The sequence below is a fragment of the Kitasatospora griseola genome, assembly GCF_014648555.1.
Lineage (GTDB): Bacteria > Actinomycetota > Actinomycetes > Streptomycetales > Streptomycetaceae > Kitasatospora > Kitasatospora griseola.
On sequence record NZ_BMRI01000038.1, the window covers coordinates 53144 to 73753 of the forward strand.

Below are 20610 nucleotides of genomic sequence, written 5' to 3' on the forward strand. Positions count from 1 at the left end.
AGGTCTCCGCGACCACCCTCGCCGACGGCCGCACCGCCTTCACCGACCGGCACGGCCGCGTCCTCGACCTGCGCGGGTTCAACCTCGACAAGTACGACGAGACCACCGAGGCCGACCTGCGCGACCTCGCCGCGCACGGCTTCCGGCTGATCCGCGTCGCCGTCTCCTGGGCCCGCCTCGAACCCGCCCCCGGCCGCTACGACCGAGCCCAACTCGCCCGGCTGCACCGCATCCTGGACTGGGCCGAGAAGTACCGCCTGTACGCCGTCGTCGACTTCCACCAGGACGTCTACGGGCAGTACTTCGGCGGCGGCGACGGCGGCGCCCCCTCCTGGGCCACCCGCGACGACGGCCTGCCGTTCACGCCCGACCCGAACGACTGGTTCGCCGGCTACTTCCAGCCCGCCGTCCAGGCTGCCTTCCGCCACCTCTACGACGACCGCGACCTGCAGCGCGCCCAGGCCGACCTGTACGCCACCGTCGCCCGCGAACTGCGCGGCCACCGCGCCCTGCTGGGCTACGACCTGTTCAACGAGCCGTTCGGCCCGGTGGACGGCGACCCCACCGACCCGGCCGTCCTCGCCGCCTCCGCCGCCGCCCTCGAACAGGGTCGGCTCCCCGCCATGTACCGCCGCCTGATCTCGGCGGTCCGCCAGGTCGACCGCGACGCCTGGCTGTTCGTCGAACCCACCGTGCTGGTCGGCCAGGGCGTCCCCACCCGGCTCCCCGCCTTCGCCGACCCCCGCCCCGGCGCCGACCGGATCGGCTACGCCCCGCACTTCTACGACACCGCCGTCGAAGCCGGCCGGGACTGGGACCCCGCCGGTGGCTTCATCGACGCCTACACCGACGCGATCGCCGCCTACCCCCGCACCCACCGTCTCCCCGTGCTGGTCGGCGAATGGGGCCCGCCCAGCGCCGCCACCCCCGGCAACGCCGAACTGATCCGCCGTCAGGTCACCGCGATGAACGGCTTCGCCGCCGCCTGGACCATGTGGTACTGGTGCCGCGGCACCGGCGGCTACTGCGCCCTCACCCCCACCGGCCTTCCGGCCCCCGGCTACGAACCGGTCTTCGGCGGAAAGCGGTAGGACGCGCAGCCCCGCTGACCGCGCAGGTCCCCGCGCCCCGGACGGGGCGCGGGGACCTGCGCGAAGCGGGAGTGCGTCGTCGGCCGGGGCCGCCCGACTCGCAGCGGCCCCGCGACGGACGGCCTACTTCAGCCCGCGCCGAGCGAGCAGCGGCTCGATCGAGGGCTCCCGCTCCAGCACCGCCCGCACGGAGTCCATCGCGTCCCGGCTGCCGCCCCGCGACAGCAGCTCGGCCCGGAACAGCTCGCCGCTCTCCCGCACCGGTCGCCCGTTGCCGCCGAACCACTCCACCGTGTCGGCGTCCAGCACCTCCGACCAGATGTACGCGTAGTACCCGGCGCTGTAGCCGTTCGAGAACACGTGGTTGAAGTACCCGGTGCGGTACCGCGGCGGCACCGTCGCCATCGCGACGCCCGCCTCGGCCAGCGCCTGCGCCTCGAACGCCTCCGCGTCCTCGACGGTCGCCCCGGCGGGCAGCGAGTGCCACGCCCAGTCGAGCAGGGCGGCGGCCAGGTACTCGACCGTCCGGAAGCCCTGTCCGTAGTTCTCGGCGGCCAGCATCCGCTGCACCGTCTCGGCGGGCAGCGGCTCACCGGTGACGTGGTGCCGGGCGTAGTTGGCCAGCACCTCGGGGCGGGTCATCCACATCTCGTTGACCTGGGACGGGAATTCGACGAAGTCCCGCGGCACCTCGGTGCCCGCGAACAGCGGGTACTGCACGTCCGAGAACAGGCCGTGCAGCGCGTGCCCGAACTCGTGGAACAGCGTCCGCACCTCGTCCCAGCTGAGCAGCGCCGGCTCCCCGGCGGCGGGGCGGGCGATGTTGAGGTTGTTGACCACCACCGGCTTCTGGCCCAGCAGCCGGGACTGCGAGACCAGTTCGTTCATCCACGCGCCGCCGCGCTTGGACTCGCGGGCGTAGAAGTCGCCGATGAACAGTCCGAGGGCGAACCCGTCGGCGTCCGTCACCTCGAAGACCCGGGCGTCGGGGTGGTAGGCCGTCAGTTCGGGCCGCTCGGTGAACCGCAGGCCGTAGGCCAGGCCGGCCGCGAAGAACACGCCGTCCTGGAGCACCCGCTCCAGCTCGAAGTAGGGGCGCAGCGCCGCGGTGTCCACGTCGTAGCGCTCGGCGCGCACCTTCTCGGCGTAGAACGCCCAGTCGTGGGCGCCGAGTTCGGCGACCCCGTCGGCGGCCGCGGCGGCCGCCAGCTCGGCGGCCTCGCGCTGCGCGTTGGCGACGGCGGGCCCGACCAGTCGGCCGAGCATCGCGCCGACCGCCTCGACGGTGCCGGCGGTCTCGTCGGCGACCACGTACGCGGCGTGGCTGGCGTGGCCGAGCAGCGCGGCGCGTTCGGCGCGCAGTGCGGCCATCCGGGCGGCCAGCGGGCCGTTGGTGTCCAGGCCGCGCCGCAGCGAGGCGGTGAGCAGCCGCTCGCGCAGCGTCCGGTCGGTGAGCTGGTCGAGTTCGGTCTGGTTGGAGAAGTTCTTCAGGCTGAGCACCCAGCGGCCGTCGTGGCCGAGCGCGCGGGCGTTCTCGGCGGCGGAGGCGATCGCGCCGGCGGGCAGCCCGTCGAGCGCGTCGGCGCTGTCCACGACGATCGCGCCGGCCAGCGAGGCCTCGTGGGTGTTCCTGCGGAACGCGGCGGCGTCGGCGGCGAGTTGGGTGTTGATCTCGCGCAGTCGCTGCTGGCCGTCCTGGTCGAGGCGGGCGCCGGCCCGGACGAACGCGGTGTGGCGGCGCTCCAGCAGGCGCAACGACTCGGCGTCCAGGCCGAGTTCGTGGCGGTCGCGGTGCAGGGCGTCGAGGCGGGCGAACAGCGCCGCGTCCAGGTGGATCGCGTCGTGGTGCGCGGCCAGCCGGGGGCTGATCTCGGCGTCGAGTTCCTGGACGACGGGGGTGGTGTCGGAGGCGTCCTGGTTCTCGAACACCACCCTCACCCGGCGCAGCACCGCACCGGAACGCTCCAGCGCCACCACGGTGTTGTCGAAGGTCGGCGGCTCCGGGTCGGCGACGATCGCGGCGATCTCGGCGAGCTGGTCGGCCATGCCGCGCTCGAATGCCGGACGGTAGTGCTCTTCCCGGATCTCGGCGAAGGGCGGAAGCTCGAACACCAGGGTGCTGGGCGAGAAGAAGGGGTTGTCGCTCATGTCCGCCGACCCTACGGGTCTCCGGGCCCGGGCGGAACACCGAACCCCCACCTGCGGGCCGCGTGCCGACTGTCACCGGCACCGGCTACCGTCGACGGGTCCCCCACCGCACGACCCCGAACGACCCCCGCCCCGAACCGGAAGGAGCCCCCGCCCGTGCGATACGCCCTGGTGCCCGACCCGCACGGCCCGGGCGGGCGGCTGCGCCCGCTGGCCGAGGACGGCGCCCCGCTCGGGCCCGCCGTGCAGGTGCCGAGGCTGGCCGAGGCGGTGGCCGCCGTGGAGGCCGAACACGCGCCCCGCTGGGTGTGGCCGACGGCCGACACCGCGTACGGCCCGCTGCTGGCCGAGCTGCCGGAGCGGGTGGCGCGCTGCCACGACCTGCGGCTGACCGAGACGCTGCTGCTCGGCCACGAGGGCCGGTTCGGCGCGCCGCGTTCGCTCGGCGCGGCCTGGGCGCGGCTGCGCGGGCTGCCGGTGCCGGCCGACCTGCCGGAGGGCGCGCTGCCCGACGAGGACGGCCTGTTCGCCCCGGACCGGCTCCAACTCCCGCCCGGCACCGACGCGTTGGAGGCCACGGTGGCCGTCCACGCGGAGCAGCTGCGGCGGCTCGCGGCGATCGCCGACCCGGCGGCCCGGTCCCGGTTCCGGCTGCTGGCAGCGGCCGAGTCGGCGGGGGCACTGCTGGCCTGCGAGATGGCGTACGACGGGCTGCCGTGGCGGGCCGACGTGCACGACGCGCTGCTGACCGAGCTGCTCGGCCCGCGCCCGACCGTGCCGGGCACCCTGCCCGGGCGGCTGTCCGAGCTCGCCGTGGAGGTCCAGCAGGCGCTCGGCGCCCGGCCGTTCAACCTGGACTCGCACACCCAGGTGATCAAGGCGTTCGCCGACCGCGGCATCCAGCTGTCCTCCACCCGCTCCCGGGAGCTGAAGGCGATCGACCACCCGGCGGCCGCCCTGATGGCCCGCTACAAGGAGCTGTCGCGGCTGCACACCGCGCACGGCTGGGCCTGGCAGGCGGCGTGGGCGCGCGGCGGCCGGTTCCGCCCCGAGTACGTGGTGGGCGGCGTGGTCACCGGCCGCTGGGCGTCCCGCGGCGGCGGCGCGCTGCAGATCCCGCGCACCCTGCGCCGCGCCGTGGTCGCCGACCCGGGCTGGCTGCTGGTGGTCGCGGACGCCGCGCAGCTGGAGCCGCGGGTGCTGGCCGCGATGTCCGGCGACCGCGGCCTGGCCCGCACCGCCGCCGGCGGCGACCTGTACGCGGCGCTCGCCGCCAGCGCCTTCCAGGGCGACCGGGAGAAGGCCAAGCTGGGCCTGCTGGGCGCGATGTACGGCCAGACGGGCGGCGGCATCGGCCCGCTGCTGAACACGCTGCGCCGCCGCTACCCGGCCGCGATGGGCTACGTGGAGGCCGCCGCCCGCACCGGCGAGGACGGCGGCGTGGTCTCCTCCCGCCTCGGCCGGGTCTGCCCGCCGCCCTCGGCGGACTGGCTGGACCTCACCGAGGCCCCGGAGCCCGGCGAGGCGGCCGGCCGCTCGGCCCGCGCCCGCGGCCGCTTCACCCGCAACTTCGTCATCCAGGGCAGTGGCGCCGACTGGGCGCTGGCCCTGCTGGCGGCGCTGCGCCGCCGCCTGTCCTCGCTGCACTCCGGCCCGGACCGCCCGCACCTGGTGTTCTTCCAGCACGACGAGGTGGTGGTGCACACCCCCGCCGACCTGGCCGACGCGGTGTCCGCCGAGGTCACCGCGGCCGCCGAGGAGGCCGCCGCCCTGGTCTTCGGCGACACCCCGGTCCGCTTCCCGCTCAGCACCGCCGTGGTCGACTGCTACGGCGACGCCAAGTGACCGCCGCCGCGCTCACCGCGCGGCCGGGGCGGGCCGGGTGATCAGCAGCAGCAGCGCGTCGTCGCCGAGTCCGCCGCCGGTGTGCGCCAGCAGGTCGGCGTACAGGCGGGCGACGGCGGTGTCCAGGTCGGTGAGCGAGCGCCAGCCGTCCTTGACCAGCGGGCCGACGCGTTCGGTCAGCGGGTAGAAGGCGCCGGAGCGCCGGCCCTTGGCCTCGATCACGCCGTCGGTGCACAGCACCAGGACCTCCTGCGGGCCGAACGGGACGGCGGTGGAGCAGGGCGCGCCGTCGGTGGCGAGGTCGCCGAGGCCGAGCGGCAGCCACGGGTCGGCGGCCTCCAGCTCCTCGACGCGGCCGTCGGCGCAGACCCGGATCGGCGGGACGTGGCCGAGGTGCACCAGGTCGACGGGGCCGGAGGCGTGGAACTCGGCGAACAGCGCGGTGGTGAACTCCCCGTCGGCGACGTGCCGGTGCATGCTGGCCTCGATCCGGGCGGCGACGTCCGGCAGCCGTTCCTCGTCGTAGGCGGCCTCGCGGAACGCGCCGAGCACCACGGCGGCGGTCTGCACCGCGCCGAGGCCCTTGCCGCGGACGTCGCCGACCAGCACCCGGGTGCCGTGCGGGGTGTCCAGGACGGAGTACAGGTCGCCGCCGATCCGGGCGGCGTCCGCGGCGGAGACGTAGCGCACGGACAGCCGCAGCGGCCCGACGACCGGATCGGGCTGGCTCAGCAGCGCCCGTTGGGCGGCCTCCGCGACCGAGCTGACGGCGGCGAAGGCCGCGGCTCTTCGCATCCGCAGCTCGGCGACAAAGGCGCTGAACGCGCTCAGCACGATGTAGCTGATCGTCGCGCCGAACAGGAAGCGGCTGTCGGACGGCGCGGTGACCCGGTCGTAGTAGCGGTTGAGGGCGAACATCACCAGCAGGCCGAGCAGGCAGGTCATGAGCAGCTCACGCGGTCTGAGGGTGAGTGCGGCGACGGACGGCACGACGACCATCAGCGGCGCGAGATAGGTGCTCGGCCCGGCCAGCAGGTCGGCCAGCGTCACCAGGCCGATGGCCGCCAGCGCGGGCGCGGCCCGCAGCAGCGGGGAGACGTCCTGCAGGTCGGCGGCGAGCAGCGCGTCCCGACGCCGGGTGGACGGCACGTCGTCGCTCCCGGTGGCCGCCGCGCGATCCCGGCGTCGAATGGGCACGTTTCGAACATATCGGACCTTCGTCCGCCCTGCCCCGCCCCACGGAGCGGGCGACGGCCCGGGCGGCCCGACCGTTCGGCCCGACCGTTCGGAGCAGCGGAGCGGGGGCCGGCCGGGCGGCGGGCCGCCGGTCGTTGCGGGCGGGCGGCCCGTGCGGACTAGGCTCAAAGGCGGGCCGGGCCCCGCCGGTCGAAAATGTCGTCCACCCCTGGACGGAATACCCCTGGGGGGTATGCTGTTGTCGTCGGTACAAGCAGCGAGCGTCCGGAGGCCACCATGTCCAGCACCGTCACCTACACCGTCAGCGGCATGAGCTGCGGCCACTGCGAGAAGGCCATCAACGGCGAGGTCTCCGGACTGCCGGGCGTCACCGCCGTCGCCTCCGACGCCAAGGCCGGCACCGTCACCGTGACCGCCGAGTCCCCGCTCAGCGACGAGCAGATCGCCGCCGCCGTGGACGAGGCGGGCTACGAGCTGGTCGGCCGGGCCGCCTGACCGCCCGCGGGGACGGTCCGGGCCGTCCGGGCCGCCCCCCGCACCGCCGAGAGAGAACGAGCCGATGAGCACCACCACCGATCCCGCCGCCCCGGCCGGTCCCCGGGAGCGCGTCGAACTGGCGATCGGCGGCATGACCTGCGCCTCCTGCGCCGCCCGGATCGAGAAGAAGCTGAACCGGATCGACGGCGTCGAGGCCAGCGTCAACTTCGCGACCGAGAAGGCCCGGGTGGACTTCGGCCCCGGCGTCACCGTCGCCGACCTGATCGCCGGCGTGGAGAAGACCGGCTACACCGCCGAACTCCCGCCCCCGCCGGCCCCCGAACCCGAGACCCCCGCGTCGGAGGCCCCCCGGGATCCGCTGCGGGACCGGCTGCTGATCAGCGCCGTGCTCAGCCTGCCGGTGGTGCTGCTCTCGATGGTCCCGGCCCTGCAGTTCGACAACTGGCAGTGGCTGGCCTTCGCCCTCACCGGCCCCGTCGTGGTGTACGGCGGCCTGCCGTTCCACCGGGCCGCCTGGACCAACGCCCGGCACGGCGCCGCCACCATGGACACCCTGGTCTCGCTCGGCACCCTGGCCGCCTTCGGCTGGTCCGTGTGGGCCCTGTTCTGGGGCCAGGCCGGGATGCCCGGCATGCGGCACTCCTTCAGCTTCACCGTCGACCGCACCGGCGCCTCCTCCACCCTGTACCTGGAGACCGCGGCCGCCGTCACCACCCTGATCCTGCTCGGCCGCTGGCTGGAGGCCCGCTCCAAGCGCCGCGCGGGCGCCGCCCTGCACGCCCTGCTGGACCTCGGCGCCAAGGACGTGGCGGTGCTGCGCGACGGCCGGGAGACCCGCGTCCCGGTCGATCGACTCGCCGTCGGCGACCGGTTCGTGGTCCGTCCCGGCGAGAAGATCGCCACCGACGGCACGGTCGTCGAGGGAAGCTCCGCCGTGGATGCCTCGATGCTGACCGGCGAGTCGGTGCCGGTCGAGGTCGCCGTCGGCGACCCCGTCACCGGCGCCACCGTCAACGCGGGCGGCCGGCTGGTGGTCGAGGCCACCCGGGTCGGCGCGGACACCCGGCTGGCCCGGATGGCGAAGCTGGTCGAGGACGCCCAGAACGGCAAGGCCGCCGCCCAGCGCCTCGCCGACCGGATCTCCGCGGTCTTCGTGCCCGCCGTCATCCTGATCGCCCTCGGCACCCTGGTCGTCTGGCTGTTGGCCACCGAGAGCCCCACCGAGGCGTTCACCGCCGCCGTCGCGGTGCTGATCATCGCCTGCCCCTGCGCGCTGGGCCTGGCCACCCCGACCGCCCTGATGGTCGGCACCGGCCGCGGCGCCCAGCTGGGCATCCTGATCAAGGGCCCCGAGGTCCTGGAGAACACCCGCCGGGCCGACACCGTCCTCCTCGACAAGACCGGCACCGTGACCACTGGCCGGATGACCCTGGTCGGCGTGCACACCGCCGAGAACGCCACCGAGGACGAGGCGCTGCGGCTGGCCGGCGCGCTGGAGCACGCCTCCGAGCACCGATCGCCCAGGCCGTGGCCACCGCCGCACAGGAGAGGCTCGGCACGCTGCCCGCCGTCGACGGCTTCGAGAACGTCCCGGGCCTGGGCGTCCGCGGCACCGTCGACGGCCACGCGGTGGCCGCCGGACGCGCCGCGCTGCTCGTCGGCACGCCCCTTCCGCCCGCCCTCGCCGAGGCCGGGGCCGCCGCCGAACGGGCCGGCCGGACCGCGATCGCGGTCGGCTGGGACGGCGCGGCGCGGGCCGTGCTGGAGGTCGCCGACGCGGTGAAGCCCACCAGCGCGGAGGCGATCGCCGAGCTGCGGGCGCTGGGTCTGCGCCCGGTGCTGCTGACCGGTGACAACCGGCTGGTGGCGGAATCGGTGGCGGCCGAGGTAGGCATCCCCGCCGAGGACGTGATCGCCGAGGTGCTGCCCGAGGACAAGGTCGCCACCGTGCAGCGGCTGCAGGCCGAGGGCCGCACCGTCGCAATGGTCGGCGACGGCGTCAACGACGCCGCCGCCCTCGCCCAGGCCGACCTGGGCCTGGCCATCGGCACCGGAACCGACGCCGCCATCGAAGCCGCCGACCTCACCCTCGTACGCGGCGACCTGCGCTCGGCCGCCGACGCGATCCGCCTCTCCCGCCGCACCCTCGCCACCATCAAGGGCAACCTGTTCTGGGCCTTCGCCTACAACGTGGCGGCCCTGCCGCTCGCCGCGACCGGCCTGCTCAACCCGATGATCGCCGGAGCGGCCATGGCCTTCTCCTCGGTCTTCGTGGTCACCAACAGCCTGCGGCTGCGCAAGTTCCGACCGTCCTGACCGACGGCCGGGGGGCCTCAACGGCCGAGCAGCTCGCCGCCGTTGCAGTGCAGGATCTCGCCGGTGATGAAGCCGGCCTCCTCGGAGGCGAGGAAGCACACCGCGGCGGCGACCTCCCCGGACTCGCCGATCCGGCCGAGCAGGGTGCGCGCCGAGCGGCGGGCGACCTCCGCCTCGTCCAGGCGCGGCCCGAAGAACTCGGTGCCCGCCACCGTGCCGGGCGCCACGATGTTGGCGGTGATGCCGGACGGACCGAGCTGGGCGGCCAGGAAGTTGTTCCAGGCGTGCAGCGAGGCCTTCGCCGCCCCGTACGAGCCGGCGCCGCGCAGCGCGGCGATCGAGGAGACGGTGACGACCCGGCCGGAGCCGGGGGTGAGCCGGTCGCGGATGGACTCGGTGAGCAGCACGACGGTGAGCACGTTGCGTTCGAAGTCGCCGCGCCAGCGGGCCAGCACGGCGTGCGGGCCCGCGCCGAACACGGTCTCCCGGCTGCCGGCGTTGTTGACCAGCACGTCGATCCGGGCGGGCAGCGCGGCCAGCGCGGCCTCCACGGCGTCCGGGTCGGCCAGGTCGCACACCAGCGGGGTGACGTTGGGGCCGAGTTCCGCGGCGGCGTGGTCGAGGACCCCGGGGCGGCGGCCGACGATCACCACCCGCTCGCCGGCCTCTGCGAAACGCCGGGCCACCTCAAAGCCGATGCCGGTGCCTCCACCGGTGACAACAACGTTCCTGGCCATGGCGCACTCCCTCCCTGACCGTTCACCGCTCCGTGGATGACAGGCGGTCCGTACCGGATTGCCACGATTCCTATCACGCTGGGTTGCGGTGTCTGCGGGGTGGGTGACGCCGCGCGCTCACCGTGCGGTGTGATATGCGCTCCGCCGTACGGGTGCGCGGATGCACACGGAGAGTGGAGAGAGGCAACTCACACCCCCCTGGCGTAACTCTGCGCCCCCTGTTACGTCTTACCTTTTGTAGAGCGGGGCTCCGGCGGGCCCCGGACGGTCGTCGATTCGTCGACGGCCCTCGCGCACGGCGCCGGGCCGGATCCGGGAGCCCGGGGATTGCTTTGAGCGGCCGTTCCCCACCCGGGGTCGTCCCGGGCGCCGTGCGCCCCACTCCCACAGACGCGAAAAAGGGGCCCGGCCCCCCGCCACCCTCATCGGGTGGCAGGGGGCCGGGCCCCTTTGCGTGGGTGCGACTCGCTCAGCGCGCGTCGAGCGGCACGTAGTCGCGGATCTCGACGCCGGTGTAGATCTGCCGCGGGCGGCCGATCCGGCTGGTCGGGTCCTTGATCATCTCGTGCCAGTGGGCGATCCAGCCGGGCAGCCGGCCGAGCGCGAACAGCACGGTGAACATGCTGGTCGGGAAGCCCATGGCGCGGTAGATCAGGCCCGTGTAGAAGTCCACGTTCGGGTAGAGCTTGCGCGAGACGAAGAAGTCGTCCTTGAGCGCGTGCTCCTCCAGCTTGAGGGCGATGTCCAGCAGCTCGTCGGACTTGCCGAGCTGGGCCAGCACCTCGTGGGCGAGCACCTTGACCTGCGCGGCGCGCGGGTCGAACGCCTTGTAGACGCGGTGGCCGAAGCCCATCAGCTTGACGCCGTCCTCGCGGTTCTTCACCTTGCGGATGAAGGCGTCGACGTCGCCGCCGTCGTTCTTGATCTGCTCCAGCATCTCCAGCACGGCCTGGTTGGCGCCGCCGTGCAGCGGGCCCCAGAGCGCCGAGATGCCCGCCGAGATCGAGGCGAACAGGTTGGCGTGCGAGGAGCCGACCAGGCGCACCGTCGAGGTGGAGCAGTTCTGCTCGTGGTCGGCGTGCAGGATGAGCAGCTTGTCCAGGGCGTTGACCACGACCGGGTTCAGCTCGTAGTCCTCGGCCGGGACGGCGAAGGTCATCCGCAGGAAGTTCTCGACGTAGCCGAGGTCGTTGCGCGGGTAGACGAAGGGCTGGCCCACCGCCTTCTTGTACGCGTACGCCGCGATCGTCGGCAGCTTCGCCAGCAGGCGCACCGTCGACAGGTGGCGCTGGTCCGCGTCGAACGGGTTGTGGCTCTCCGGGTAGAAGGTGGAGAGCGCGCCGACCACCGAGGACAGCATCGCCATCGGGTGGGCGTCCCGCGGGAAGCCCTGGAAGAAGCGCTTGACGTCCTCGTGCAGCAGGGTGTGCTGGGTGATCTCGTTGTTGAACGTGGCCAGCTGGCCGGCGTTCGGCAGTTCACCGTTGATCAGCAGATAGGCGGTCTCGATGAAGTTGGCCTCGCCGGCCAGCTGCTCGATCGGGTACCCGCGGTAACGCAGGATGCCGGCGTCACCGTCAATGAAGGTGATGGCGGACTTGTTGGCGGCGGTGTTGCCGAAACCGTTGTCCAGGGTGACCAGGCCGGTCTGCGGAAGCAGCTTCGAGATGTCGAAGCCGGCGTTGCCCGCAGTGCTCTCGACGACGGGGTACTCGTACTCGCCGTCCTGGTACCGCAGTACTACCGATTTGTCGCTCACGTCTTCCTCACCGACGAAATTTGATCCTCATCCGACTGCCCTGACTGTCTCAACGATCCCCCACCCGAAGGACGGCCGCGCACCGGGGGTGACCCCGGAAAGGACCAGGGCCTACAAACTCTGCTGCCGCAGCCGGTGCGAACCGGACAAGATCGGCACCAGACCAGGTTCCGCCCTAAATCTCTTCACGTCAAGACAACCTCTGGACGTACCGTACCCCCTGACCCGTGCCCCGCAGCCAATCTGTGGTCCAGCGCGGAGTGCCGCCGACCCGCGCTCACCGCCCGCACCGCCTGCCCGATCGCCTTCCGGGACCCCACCAGCACCACCAGCCTCTTCGCTCGCGTCACCGCGGTGTACAGCAGGTTGCGCTGGAGCATCGTCCACGCCGACGTCGTGACGGGAATCACCACCGCCGGGTACTCGCTGCCCTGCGAGCGGTGGATCGTCACCGCGTACGCGTGCGCCAACTCGTCCAGCTCGTCGAAGTCGTACGGCACCTCCTCGTCCTCGTCGGTCATCACCGTCAGCTTCTGGTCGTCCACACTGAGCGAGGTCACGACGCCCACTGTGCCGTTGAAGACGCCGCTGCGCCCCTTCTCGTAGTTGTTGCGGATCTGCGTGACCTTGTCGCCGACCCGGAACGTCCGCCCGCCGAAACGCCGTTCGGGCAGACCCTCGCGGGCCGGGGTGACCGCCGACTGGAGCAGCGTGTTCAACGCGCCCGCCCCCGCCGGGCCGCGGTGCATCGGCGCCAGCACCTGGACGTCGCGCCGCGGATCCAGCCCGAACCGCTGCGGGATGCGCCGGGCCACCACGTCCACCGTCAGGCCGGCCGCGCGCTCCGCGTCGTCCTCCGCGAACAGGAAGAAGTCCGGCAGGCCCTCGGTCAGCGGCGGCAGACCCTCGTTGATCCGGTGCGCGTTCACCACCACGCCCGACTGCTGGGCCTGCCGGAAGATCCGGGTCAGCCGCACCGACGGGATCGGGCTGCCGGCCGACAGCAGGTCGCGCAGCACCTCGCCCGCGCCCACCGACGGCAGCTGGTCCACGTCCCCCACGAACAGCAGGTGCGCACCCGGCGCGACCGCCTTGACCAGCTTGTTCGCCAGGATCAGATCCAGCATCGACGCCTCGTCCACCACCACCAGGTCCGCGTCCAACGGCCGGTCCCGGTCGTACGCGGCGTCCCCGCCCGGCTTCAGCTCCAACAGCCGGTGCACCGTGGACGCCTCCGCGCCGGTCAGCTCCGCCAGCCGTTTCGCCGCCCGCCCGGTCGGCGCCGCCAGCACCACCTTCGCCCGCTTCGCCAACGCCAACTGCACGATCGACTTCACCGTGAACGACTTGCCGCAGCCCGGGCCGCCGGTCAGCACCGCGACCTTCTCGGTCAGCGCCAGCCGCACCGACTGCTCCTGCTCCGGGGCGAGTTCCGCACCCGTCCGCTTCGCCAACCAGCCCAGCGCGGCCAGCCAGTCCACGTCGCGGAACCACGGCATCCGGTCCTCGCCCGTCCGCAGCAGCCGCAGCAACTGGCCCGCCAGCGAGATCTCCGCCCGGTGGAACGGCACCAGGTACACCGCCGTGATCTCCAGGCCGTCCCCGCCCGGCAGCCGCTCGCGCACCACGCCCTCCGCCGCGACCAGCTCCGCCAGGCAGTCGATCACCAGCCCGACGTCCACCTGCAGCAGCTTCACGCCGTCCGCGATCAGCCGCTCCTCCGGCAGGTAGCAGTGCCCCTGATCGGTCGACTGCGACAGCGCGTACTGCAGGCCCGCCTTCACCCGCTCCGGCGAATCGTGCGGAATCCCCACCGCCTGCGCGATCCGGTCCGCCGTCAGGAACCCGATGCCCCACACGTCCGCCGCCAGCCGGTACGGCTGGTTCTTCACCACCCCGATCGACGCGTCCGCGTACTGCTTGTAGATCCGCACCGCCAACGACGTCGACACCCCGACGCTCTGCAGGAAGACCATCACCTCCTTGATGGACTTCTGCTCCTCCCACGCCTTGGCGATCATCTTCGTCCGCTTCGGCCCCAGGCCCGGCACCTCGATCAGCCGCTTCGGCTCGTTCTCGATCACCTCCAGGGTCTCCACCCCGAACCGCTCGACGATCCGCTCCGCGAACCGCGGCCCGATGCCCTTGATCAACCCCGAGCCCAAGTACCGCTGAATGCCCTGCACGGTGGCCGGCAGCACCGTCGTGTAGTTCTCCACCGTGAACTGCCGCCCGTACTGCGGATGCGACCCCCACCGCCCGAACAACCGCAGGCTCTCCCCCACCTGCGCCCCGAGCAGCGCCCCCACCACCGTCAGCAGGTCGTTCGCCCCCCGCCCGGTGTCCACCCGCGCGACCGTGTACCCCGTCTCCTCATTGGCGTACGTGATCCGCTCCAGGACCCCCTCCACCTGCGCAAGCTGCAACGGACACCTCACACCCAATCAGGACACATCGCACCGACGAACCTACCGCGCGCCACCGACACGCCTGCCCCGGGCGGAGGAACCGCCGCGACCGAGCACGACGGGGCCGTGCGCCGACGACGCGCGGCCCTGTTGCACTGTTCGGCCGACTACTGCGCCCCTTCGCCGAGCCGCAGCAGCTGCGGGACCCGCCGACGCCCCGCCACCCCCTCCAACGCCGCCGCGCACGGCACCAGCACCAGCAGGGCGAGGGCCGCGACGGCGATGGCCGCCCAGTCGGGCGCGAACGCCGGCGCCCCCGGGCCGGAGGTGAAGGCGCGCAGGTCCAGGGCCGGGCCGAGCAGCCACGGCAGGCCCAGGCCGAGCAGGGTGCCGCCGATCACGGCCGCGGCCATCACCGGGAGCAGCTGGACCAGTTGGACGCCCGCTGCGGCCCTGGCGCCCAGGCCCAGCGTTCGCAGGTACGCGAGCATCCGGCCGCGCTCCGCGGAGCCGAGCAGCAGTTCCAGGACCACCGCCGCCAGTCCGAGCAGCAGGCCGATCGCCGCCGCCGACCGGAACGCCAGCTCCAGCGCGGACACCAGACCGTCGTCCGCCGACTCCCTCAACTGCCCCGCCAGGTCGCGCACTTCGACCGGCGCGCCGCGCAGCACCGCGCCGCCGGCCGCACCGGCGCCGCCCGCGCCCGCGGTCGCCGCCGAAGCCGCCACCACCGACCGCAGCCGGGCCCCGTCGATCCGCTGCGCGCCGGCCGGCGAACCCGCGCGGCCGGGCTCGGCGAACAGCACCGCCGCGTTGCGCTGACCGGTCTGCCGGGGGAGGCGTTCCGCGGCGGGCCCGCCGAACACCAGCAGCGGGCCGCCGCCGACCTCGCCGACCACCGGCCCGATCGCCCGGTCCCGGTCCGCCCCGGCGGGCAGCACGCCGACGATCCGGACCCGGAACCTGCTCGCCCCCGCGTCCGCGTCGAACGACCCGTCGGGGAACCGCGCCGCCGTCCCCGCGTCGGCCAGCGCGGGCAGTTCCGCGCCCGCGACGAGCGGCGCGGACAGGCCCGCCGCGGCCAGCGCCGCCGCCACCGGGGAGCCCGGCTCCAGCCCCGCCAGGGCCGCCTGGTCGACCCCGACCAGACCCACGCCCTTGACCACCGAACCGTCCTCGTCGGCCGTCAGCGCGGCCACCCCGCCGCGCACCGGCAGCACCCCGCCGACGCCCGGCACCTTCGCCAACTCCTCCAGCGGCAACGGGCGTTGCGACGGCCCGAGGACCACCGCGTCCCCGCCGGTGCGCCACTGCGCGGCCTCCACCCGGCCGTGCCGCACCGTCCCGGACACCAGCGCGCCGAACACCGCGCAGGCCAGCGCCGGCACCAGGACCAGCAGCGCGGTCGCCGCCGCCGCGGAACGCCGCCCGGCCTGCGACAGGCCGACCAGCGCGACCGTGCCGCGCCGCCGCCGCGCCCAACCGGTCAGCACCCGCAGCGGCACCGGATACACCCGCAGCACCACGACGACCGCCGCCAGACCCAGCACCACCGGCACCAGGGCCAGTTGGGGATCCGGATCGGCCGTCCCCGGGGCCAGCGCGCCACGCAGCCGCAACTGCAGCACGCCCATCGCCGCCAGCGCCAGCACCGCGCCCTCCAGCACCAGCCGGCCGGACAGCCCCAACGCCCGCTTCACACCCCGCCGTTGCACCGGCTCCCGACCCGCGCGGCGCACCGCCCGGCCCTGCCACCACACCGCCGCCGCGGGCGCGCCCGCGACCAGCACGGCCGCCGCCACCGCCGGCCACCAGGCGCCGAGCGGCCGCTCCCCGGCCAACGGACCGGACACCGCCCGACCCGCCAACACCCCCACCAGGACCGCCGGAACGGCCTCCAGCAGCCTTACCGCCGCCAACGCGGGCTCCCCCGCCCCGCGCGCCCGCTGGAGCGCCAGCACCCCCTCCCTGCGCCGCGCCCCCAGCCGGGCCGCCGCCACCGCCGTGGACACCCCGATCGCCAACAGCCCCGCCAGCGCGAACGACTGCAGCGACACCGTCCGGGCCCGCTGCTCCGCGAACCGGTCCACCAGCGCCGACAGCCGCTCCTGCACCTGCGGCGGCGTCACCGTCCGCACGCCCGCCGAACACGGCGCCGCGTCCGAGACGATCTCGCCGCACACCCGGTCGACCGCCGACCGCTTGAACACCTTGGCCCCGGAGGCCAGTTCACGCACGCCCGCGGCCGTGCCACCGTTCCCCCAGGGCTGCTGCGCCACCCCGAACGCCCAGGTCGCCGACAGCGACAACGACCCGCGCGCCTCCATCGCCTCCAACCCCGCCGGAGCCACCAGCGCCTGCCCGTACCGGATGTACCCCTCCGGCACCGCCGCGTCCAACGGCTCGTTCAGCAGCGGGAGTTCGCGCCACAGGTCGTCCGCGCCGTCGAGCGGCTCGAACTCGCCGACCACCACCGCCTCGGTGGCCCCGGTCTGCCCGGACAACTGCACACGCTGTCCGACCGCCAGCCCGAACTGCGCCAGCCCCTTGCGGGACATGCCCAGTTCGATCGGCGCCTGCTTCGCCCCGTCCGGCTGCCCCGGCGCCCGGCCGGCCACCCAGCGCACCCGGTCGACCGCGTCCTGCGCGTACGCCAGCGACACCGACGCGGCCCTGCCGTGCGGCCGGGCCACGCCCGCCCCCGACAGGTCCATGCCGTCGCTCTGCGCCCAGCCCGACACCCGCACCAGGGTGTGCGCCAACTCCCCCGACGACCCCTGCCGCATGCCCTCCCCGACCCGCGTCAGGTCGCTGTCCAACGAGCCGAACTGCGGTGCTGTGGACTGGCCGTAGAAGTTCCGCGGCGCGTGCACCGTCGCCCGCGCCGTCACCAGCAGCCCGTCCACCTGCGCCGCCGCCAGCCGCCGGTTCAACTCCTTCGTCGACAGACCGTCGAACACCGGCGGCCACAGCAGCGACACCACCGCCAGCACCGCCGACACCACCGCCAGCACCACCAGCACCGGCCACCCCGTCCGGGCCTCCCGAAGCGCCGGACGCCACCCCCCGAACCCGCCGAGCCCGCTCATCCGTTCTCCCCCGCCCGCAGCTCACGCGCCAGATCGACCCGCGCCAACATCCGCGACAGCACCAGCACCACCGTGCCGACCCCCAGGCCGGTCGCCAGCACCACCATCGCCGTCCAACCCCAGCCCACCGTCAACTCCAGCGACGGGAACACCGCCCGGCCACTGCCGTCGACCACGATCAACGGCAGCACCACCGCCGCCAGCGCCACCCCCAGCGCCCCGCCCAGCAGCACGGAGAAGCCCACCACCGCCAGCTGCTCCAGCCGCAGCACACCGGCCAACTGCCGACGTCGCACCCCGATCGCCCGCAGCACCGCGAACTCCCGCCGCCGCGACCGCGCCGAACCCACCGCGTGCACCGTGAACCCGGCCACCGCGAACACCGGCGACAGCACCAACGACAGCACCAGCGCACTGCGCCGGCCCGACCGGAACGGATCCGCCGCCATCGCCGCCGCCCGCGACCGGACGCTCTCCACCCGGCCCAGCCGCGGATCCGCCGCGACCGCCCGCTCCGCCCGGTCCATCCCCGCCTTCGACTGCGCCGCCAGCCACCACGCCGTGTCCGTCACCGGCGGCAGCCCCAACCCCGACCGGGCCGCCGACAGCGCCGGCAGATCCACCAGCACCTGCGGCTGGTCCCGGTCCCCGCCACCCGGGAACTCCGGCAGCACCCCGACGACCCGCAGCCCGAACAGGTCCTCCGAGGTGTCCATCAGCCGCACCTCGCCGCCCATCCCGAACCGGACCTTCCGCACGAACGCCTCGTTCACCAGCGCCGGCACCAGGTACCCCGCCACCGGCATCCCCGCCACCCGCTTCGGCGTCCCCGCCGGCACCAGCCCGAACGACACCCCGTCCGCACCGTCGCCCTGCAACGGATCCGACCCGCGCACCACCGCCGACAGCAACCCGCCGTCGACCTTCGACACCTCGCACACCCCCGCATCGGCACGCTGCGGCCCGTCGTCCGGCACACCCGGACACCCGAGACCGGCCACCCTGATCTCCCCGCGCGTGACGTTCACCCAGCTCGCACCGGACGGCACACCCGCCCCCTCGATCCCCGACACCGTCAGCCGGAAGGTCGCCCGCGGAAAACCCCGCGCCGCACTCCGCAACCCCAACTGCGTCACCTGGAGCGGATAGTTCAACGACCCCGACGCCAACGGCAGCGACACCGTCCGCGCCACCCCGTCCGCCGTCAACTCCGCCTGCACCTGCGTCACCAGGCCGCTCGCGTCCTCCACCTGGGCCACCAGCCACACCCGGCCCACCCGGTCCGCGGCCGACACCGACACCCGCGCCCTCAGCTCCGACGGACGCCCCTCCAGCGGCATCCCGTGCACCGGCAGGTCCTTCCGCAACAACGCCAACTGCCCGTCCAGCGAGCCCGGTTCGAGATCCGACCGAACCGCCGGCACCGTGTGCGTCCAGGCCCCCGACGCCATCCGCTCCGACGTCGCCACCGGCCGCACCGCCGACGTGTCCAGCGCCAGCACCGAGACCTGCGAGCCCTGGATCCGGCCCGCCACCTCGCCCACCGGCGTCACCGCCGCCACCCCCGGCACCGCCGACAACGCCGCCCGCCGCGCCCCCGCCGGCAACTCCCCGCCCGTCACCCGCAGATCCGCCCCCAAGTCGAACGCCGCCCGATCCCGGTCGCTCGGCCCCTCACCCGCGATCGCCGTCGTCGTCAACGCCCCCACGGCCAACGCCAACGCCATCAACAGCACCGGCGCCGCCTGACCCGCCCGGCCCCGGCTCACCTGCCAACCACTCAACGGAGCCACCAGACCCCGCCCCCGCCGCGCCAACGACTCCAAGGCCCGCCCCAGCGGCGGCAACAGGCGCAACAGCAGCAACGCCGCCGCCACCGTCATCACCACCGGCGCCGCCACCAGCACCGGATCGAACCCCACCGCACTCGACGCCGGGCTCAACAACCCCTCGTACTGCCGCAGTTGCAGATACGCCAGCACCGCCACCGCCGCCAGCACCAGGTCCGCCCCGGCCCGCTGCGCCACCGCCCGCCGCGCACCGCGCGACGACACCTCCCGCTCACCGCCGTCCGCCGTCCACGCCACCGGCAGCAACGCCGCACAGCCGTGCAGCACCAACGCCACCCCGGCCACCGCCCACGCCGCCGCACCCGACGCCTCCGCGGCCGCCCCGTCCACCGGCAGCCCCAGCCGCTCCAGCAGCCGCAGCAACGGCCCCGCCACCCACACACCCAGCAGCGCCGCCGGCACCGTGCACAGCGCCCACTCCGCCGCCGCGACGCCCAGCAGCCGGGCCCGCCCCGCACCCCGCGCCAGCTGCAACAGCAGCTCCGCCCGCCGGAACTCGGTCAATTGACGGGCGGTCAGCACCATCGTCACCGCCGACAGCACCGCCAGCATCGTCACCGGCACCAGCATCCCCGACCGCGCCACCATCATCGGCGACCGCAGATCGTCCAACGCGGCCGGCAGGTCGCTCAACGCCCGCAACCCCTGCACCGAAGGCTCCGTACCCCGGAACACCGCCCGGACCACGTCACCCCCCGTCAGCCGCTCCACCCGCTCCCGCAGCAGTTCCAGGCCCTCCGGCCGCAACTGCCCCGGCTCCGGCAGGGCCGTCCACTCCACGTCCACCTGGTCGTGCAGCAGCGGATGCGTCCGCAGCAACTCCTGCGACGCCAACAGCAACCCCGCCGAGGACTCCACCGGCGACGTCACCCGCCACGCCCGCCACAACCGCTCGGCCTCCGGCAGCTCCCGGTACACCCCGCTCACCGTGACCGCCAACGTCCCACCGCCCGGCAGCGCCAACGGCACCTCCGCCCCCGTCGACACCCCCAGCCAACGCGCCGCCGACTCCGACACCGCCACCTGCGACAACCCCGCCGGCCAGGCGCCCTGCGCCAGCTCCGCCACCCGCTGCGGCTCCGTCACCGCCAACGGCACCATCGCCAGCCCCGACGACGTCCCCGGCGCGGTCGCCTTCGGCAGCGGCGTCCGCAACGGCATCGACCCGCGCAGCACCCGATCGATCTCCGCCGGCATCCCAGGCAACGCCCGGTGCAGCGCCGCCCGCACCGGTGCATCCGCCGCCGTGTCCCCGCCCTCGACGTACCGCCCCGACAACGAGACCGAAAGTCGCGGATCCCCCGCCAACCGGTGCCGCATCCCCTGCGTCACCGAACTCCCGGCCAGTGCCGTCAGCGCGGTCAACACCGCCACCGCCACCAGCACCGTCACCGCAGCCGCACCCAGCACCACCCCGTGCTGCCCCGCCCGCCGAACCCCCGCAGGCGAACCCCACCCGTCCGCTCCCATGTCCCCCGAAGCCCTCCCGTCCACCGATGGTCTGGACCAATCTCAATGCCGGGCAGTCTGCCGCCAACCTCGCGCCCAGACAACAACCCGCCGATCACAGACCGGACTCGTTCCACACCGATGCTCGGGAACGCGAAAAAGCCCCCCGCCGTAAAGGCGAGGGGCTTTCCCTGAAAAATTGTTCGGCGGCGTCCTACTCTCC

At 74.2% G+C, this 20610-nt stretch carries 10 protein-coding genes and 1 pseudogene; 4 read left to right on the forward strand and 7 right to left on the reverse strand.

The window, feature by feature from the left end; translation table 11 throughout:
- Nucleotides 1-1091: glycoside hydrolase family 5 protein (locus IEZ12_RS31695; protein ID WP_189276973.1), on the forward strand; the 1091-nt coding region annotated here is incomplete at its 5' end.
- A 123-nt stretch (nucleotides 1092-1214) separates the two neighbouring features.
- Here IEZ12_RS31695 and IEZ12_RS31700 read toward each other — a convergent pair.
- Nucleotides 1215-3239, reverse strand: a complete 2025-nt coding sequence (locus IEZ12_RS31700; RefSeq protein WP_189276975.1) for a M3 family metallopeptidase — start codon at nucleotides 3237-3239, stop codon at nucleotides 1215-1217.
- A 156-nt stretch (nucleotides 3240-3395) separates the two neighbouring features.
- On the opposite strand from IEZ12_RS31700, the gene IEZ12_RS31705 reads away from it, so the two are divergent.
- The gene (locus IEZ12_RS31705) at nucleotides 3396-5084 is read left to right on the forward strand and encodes a bifunctional 3'-5' exonuclease/DNA polymerase (RefSeq protein WP_189276977.1); all 1689 of its coding nucleotides are present in this window, start codon (nucleotides 3396-3398) and stop codon (nucleotides 5082-5084) included.
- Nucleotides 5085-5096: 12 nt separating this feature from the next.
- Here IEZ12_RS31705 and IEZ12_RS31710 read toward each other — a convergent pair whose 3' ends face one another.
- Nucleotides 5097-6281, reverse strand: coding sequence for a PP2C family protein-serine/threonine phosphatase (locus IEZ12_RS31710; protein WP_189276979.1), 1185 nt, complete (start codon nucleotides 6279-6281; stop codon nucleotides 5097-5099).
- Between the two features lie 276 nt (nucleotides 6282-6557).
- Between IEZ12_RS31710 and IEZ12_RS31715 the strand changes: the two genes are divergently transcribed.
- A complete protein-coding gene (locus IEZ12_RS31715; RefSeq protein WP_043909915.1) occupies nucleotides 6558-6776 on the forward strand; it encodes a heavy-metal-associated domain-containing protein in 219 nt (72 codons plus the stop codon).
- A 64-nt stretch (nucleotides 6777-6840) separates the two neighbouring features.
- A pseudogene (locus tag IEZ12_RS31720) lies at nucleotides 6841-9095 on the forward strand (heavy metal translocating P-type ATPase).
- Nucleotides 9096-9112: 17 nt separating this feature from the next.
- Here the strand turns inward: IEZ12_RS31720 and IEZ12_RS31725 are convergent.
- The 5 genes from IEZ12_RS31725 to IEZ12_RS40205 all read right to left on the reverse strand — a co-directional run bounded on the left by IEZ12_RS31725 (nucleotide 9113) and on the right by IEZ12_RS40205 (nucleotide 20348).
- A complete protein-coding gene (locus tag IEZ12_RS31725; protein WP_189276983.1) occupies nucleotides 9113-9832 on the reverse strand; it encodes an SDR family NAD(P)-dependent oxidoreductase in 720 nt (239 codons plus the stop codon).
- 469 nt (nucleotides 9833-10301) lie between these two features.
- Nucleotides 10302-11591 (reverse strand): citrate synthase, encoded by a 1290-nt coding sequence (locus IEZ12_RS31730; protein WP_189276992.1) that lies wholly within the window; start codon nucleotides 11589-11591, stop codon nucleotides 10302-10304.
- 185 nt (nucleotides 11592-11776) lie between these two features.
- Nucleotides 11777-14017, reverse strand: coding sequence for an SF1B family DNA helicase RecD2 (gene recD2, locus IEZ12_RS31735; RefSeq protein WP_189276994.1), 2241 nt, complete (start codon nucleotides 14015-14017; stop codon nucleotides 11777-11779).
- Between the two features lie 149 nt (nucleotides 14018-14166).
- Nucleotides 14167-17088 carry an FtsX-like permease family protein gene (locus IEZ12_RS31740; RefSeq protein WP_189276996.1) on the reverse strand — a complete coding sequence of 974 codons (2922 nt, stop codon included), beginning with the start codon at nucleotides 17086-17088 and terminating at the stop codon, nucleotides 14167-14169.
- The gene (locus IEZ12_RS40205; RefSeq protein ID WP_189276998.1) at nucleotides 17085-20348 is read right to left on the reverse strand and encodes an ABC transporter permease; all 3264 of its coding nucleotides are present in this window, start codon (nucleotides 20346-20348) and stop codon (nucleotides 17085-17087) included. The genes IEZ12_RS31740 and IEZ12_RS40205 overlap by 4 nt, the downstream gene beginning before the upstream one ends.
- Between the last annotated feature and the right edge of the window lie 262 nt (nucleotides 20349-20610).

What these genes read in the sequence shown, in the direction of transcription:
- IEZ12_RS31700 (WP_189276975.1), bottom strand. Translation starts at nt 3,239, where the DNA reads ATGAGCGACAACCCCTTCTTCTCGCCCAGCACCCTGGTGTTCGAGCTT.
- IEZ12_RS31725 (WP_189276983.1), bottom strand. Translation starts at nt 9,832, where the DNA reads ATGGCCAGGAACGTTGTTGTCACCGGTGGAGGCACCGGCATCGGCTTT.
- IEZ12_RS31740 (WP_189276996.1), bottom strand. Translation starts at nt 17,088, where the DNA reads ATGAGCGGGCTCGGCGGGTTCGGGGGGTGGCGTCCGGCGCTTCGGGAG.
- IEZ12_RS31715 (WP_043909915.1), top strand. Translation starts at nt 6,558, where the DNA reads ATGTCCAGCACCGTCACCTACACCGTCAGCGGCATGAGCTGCGGCCAC.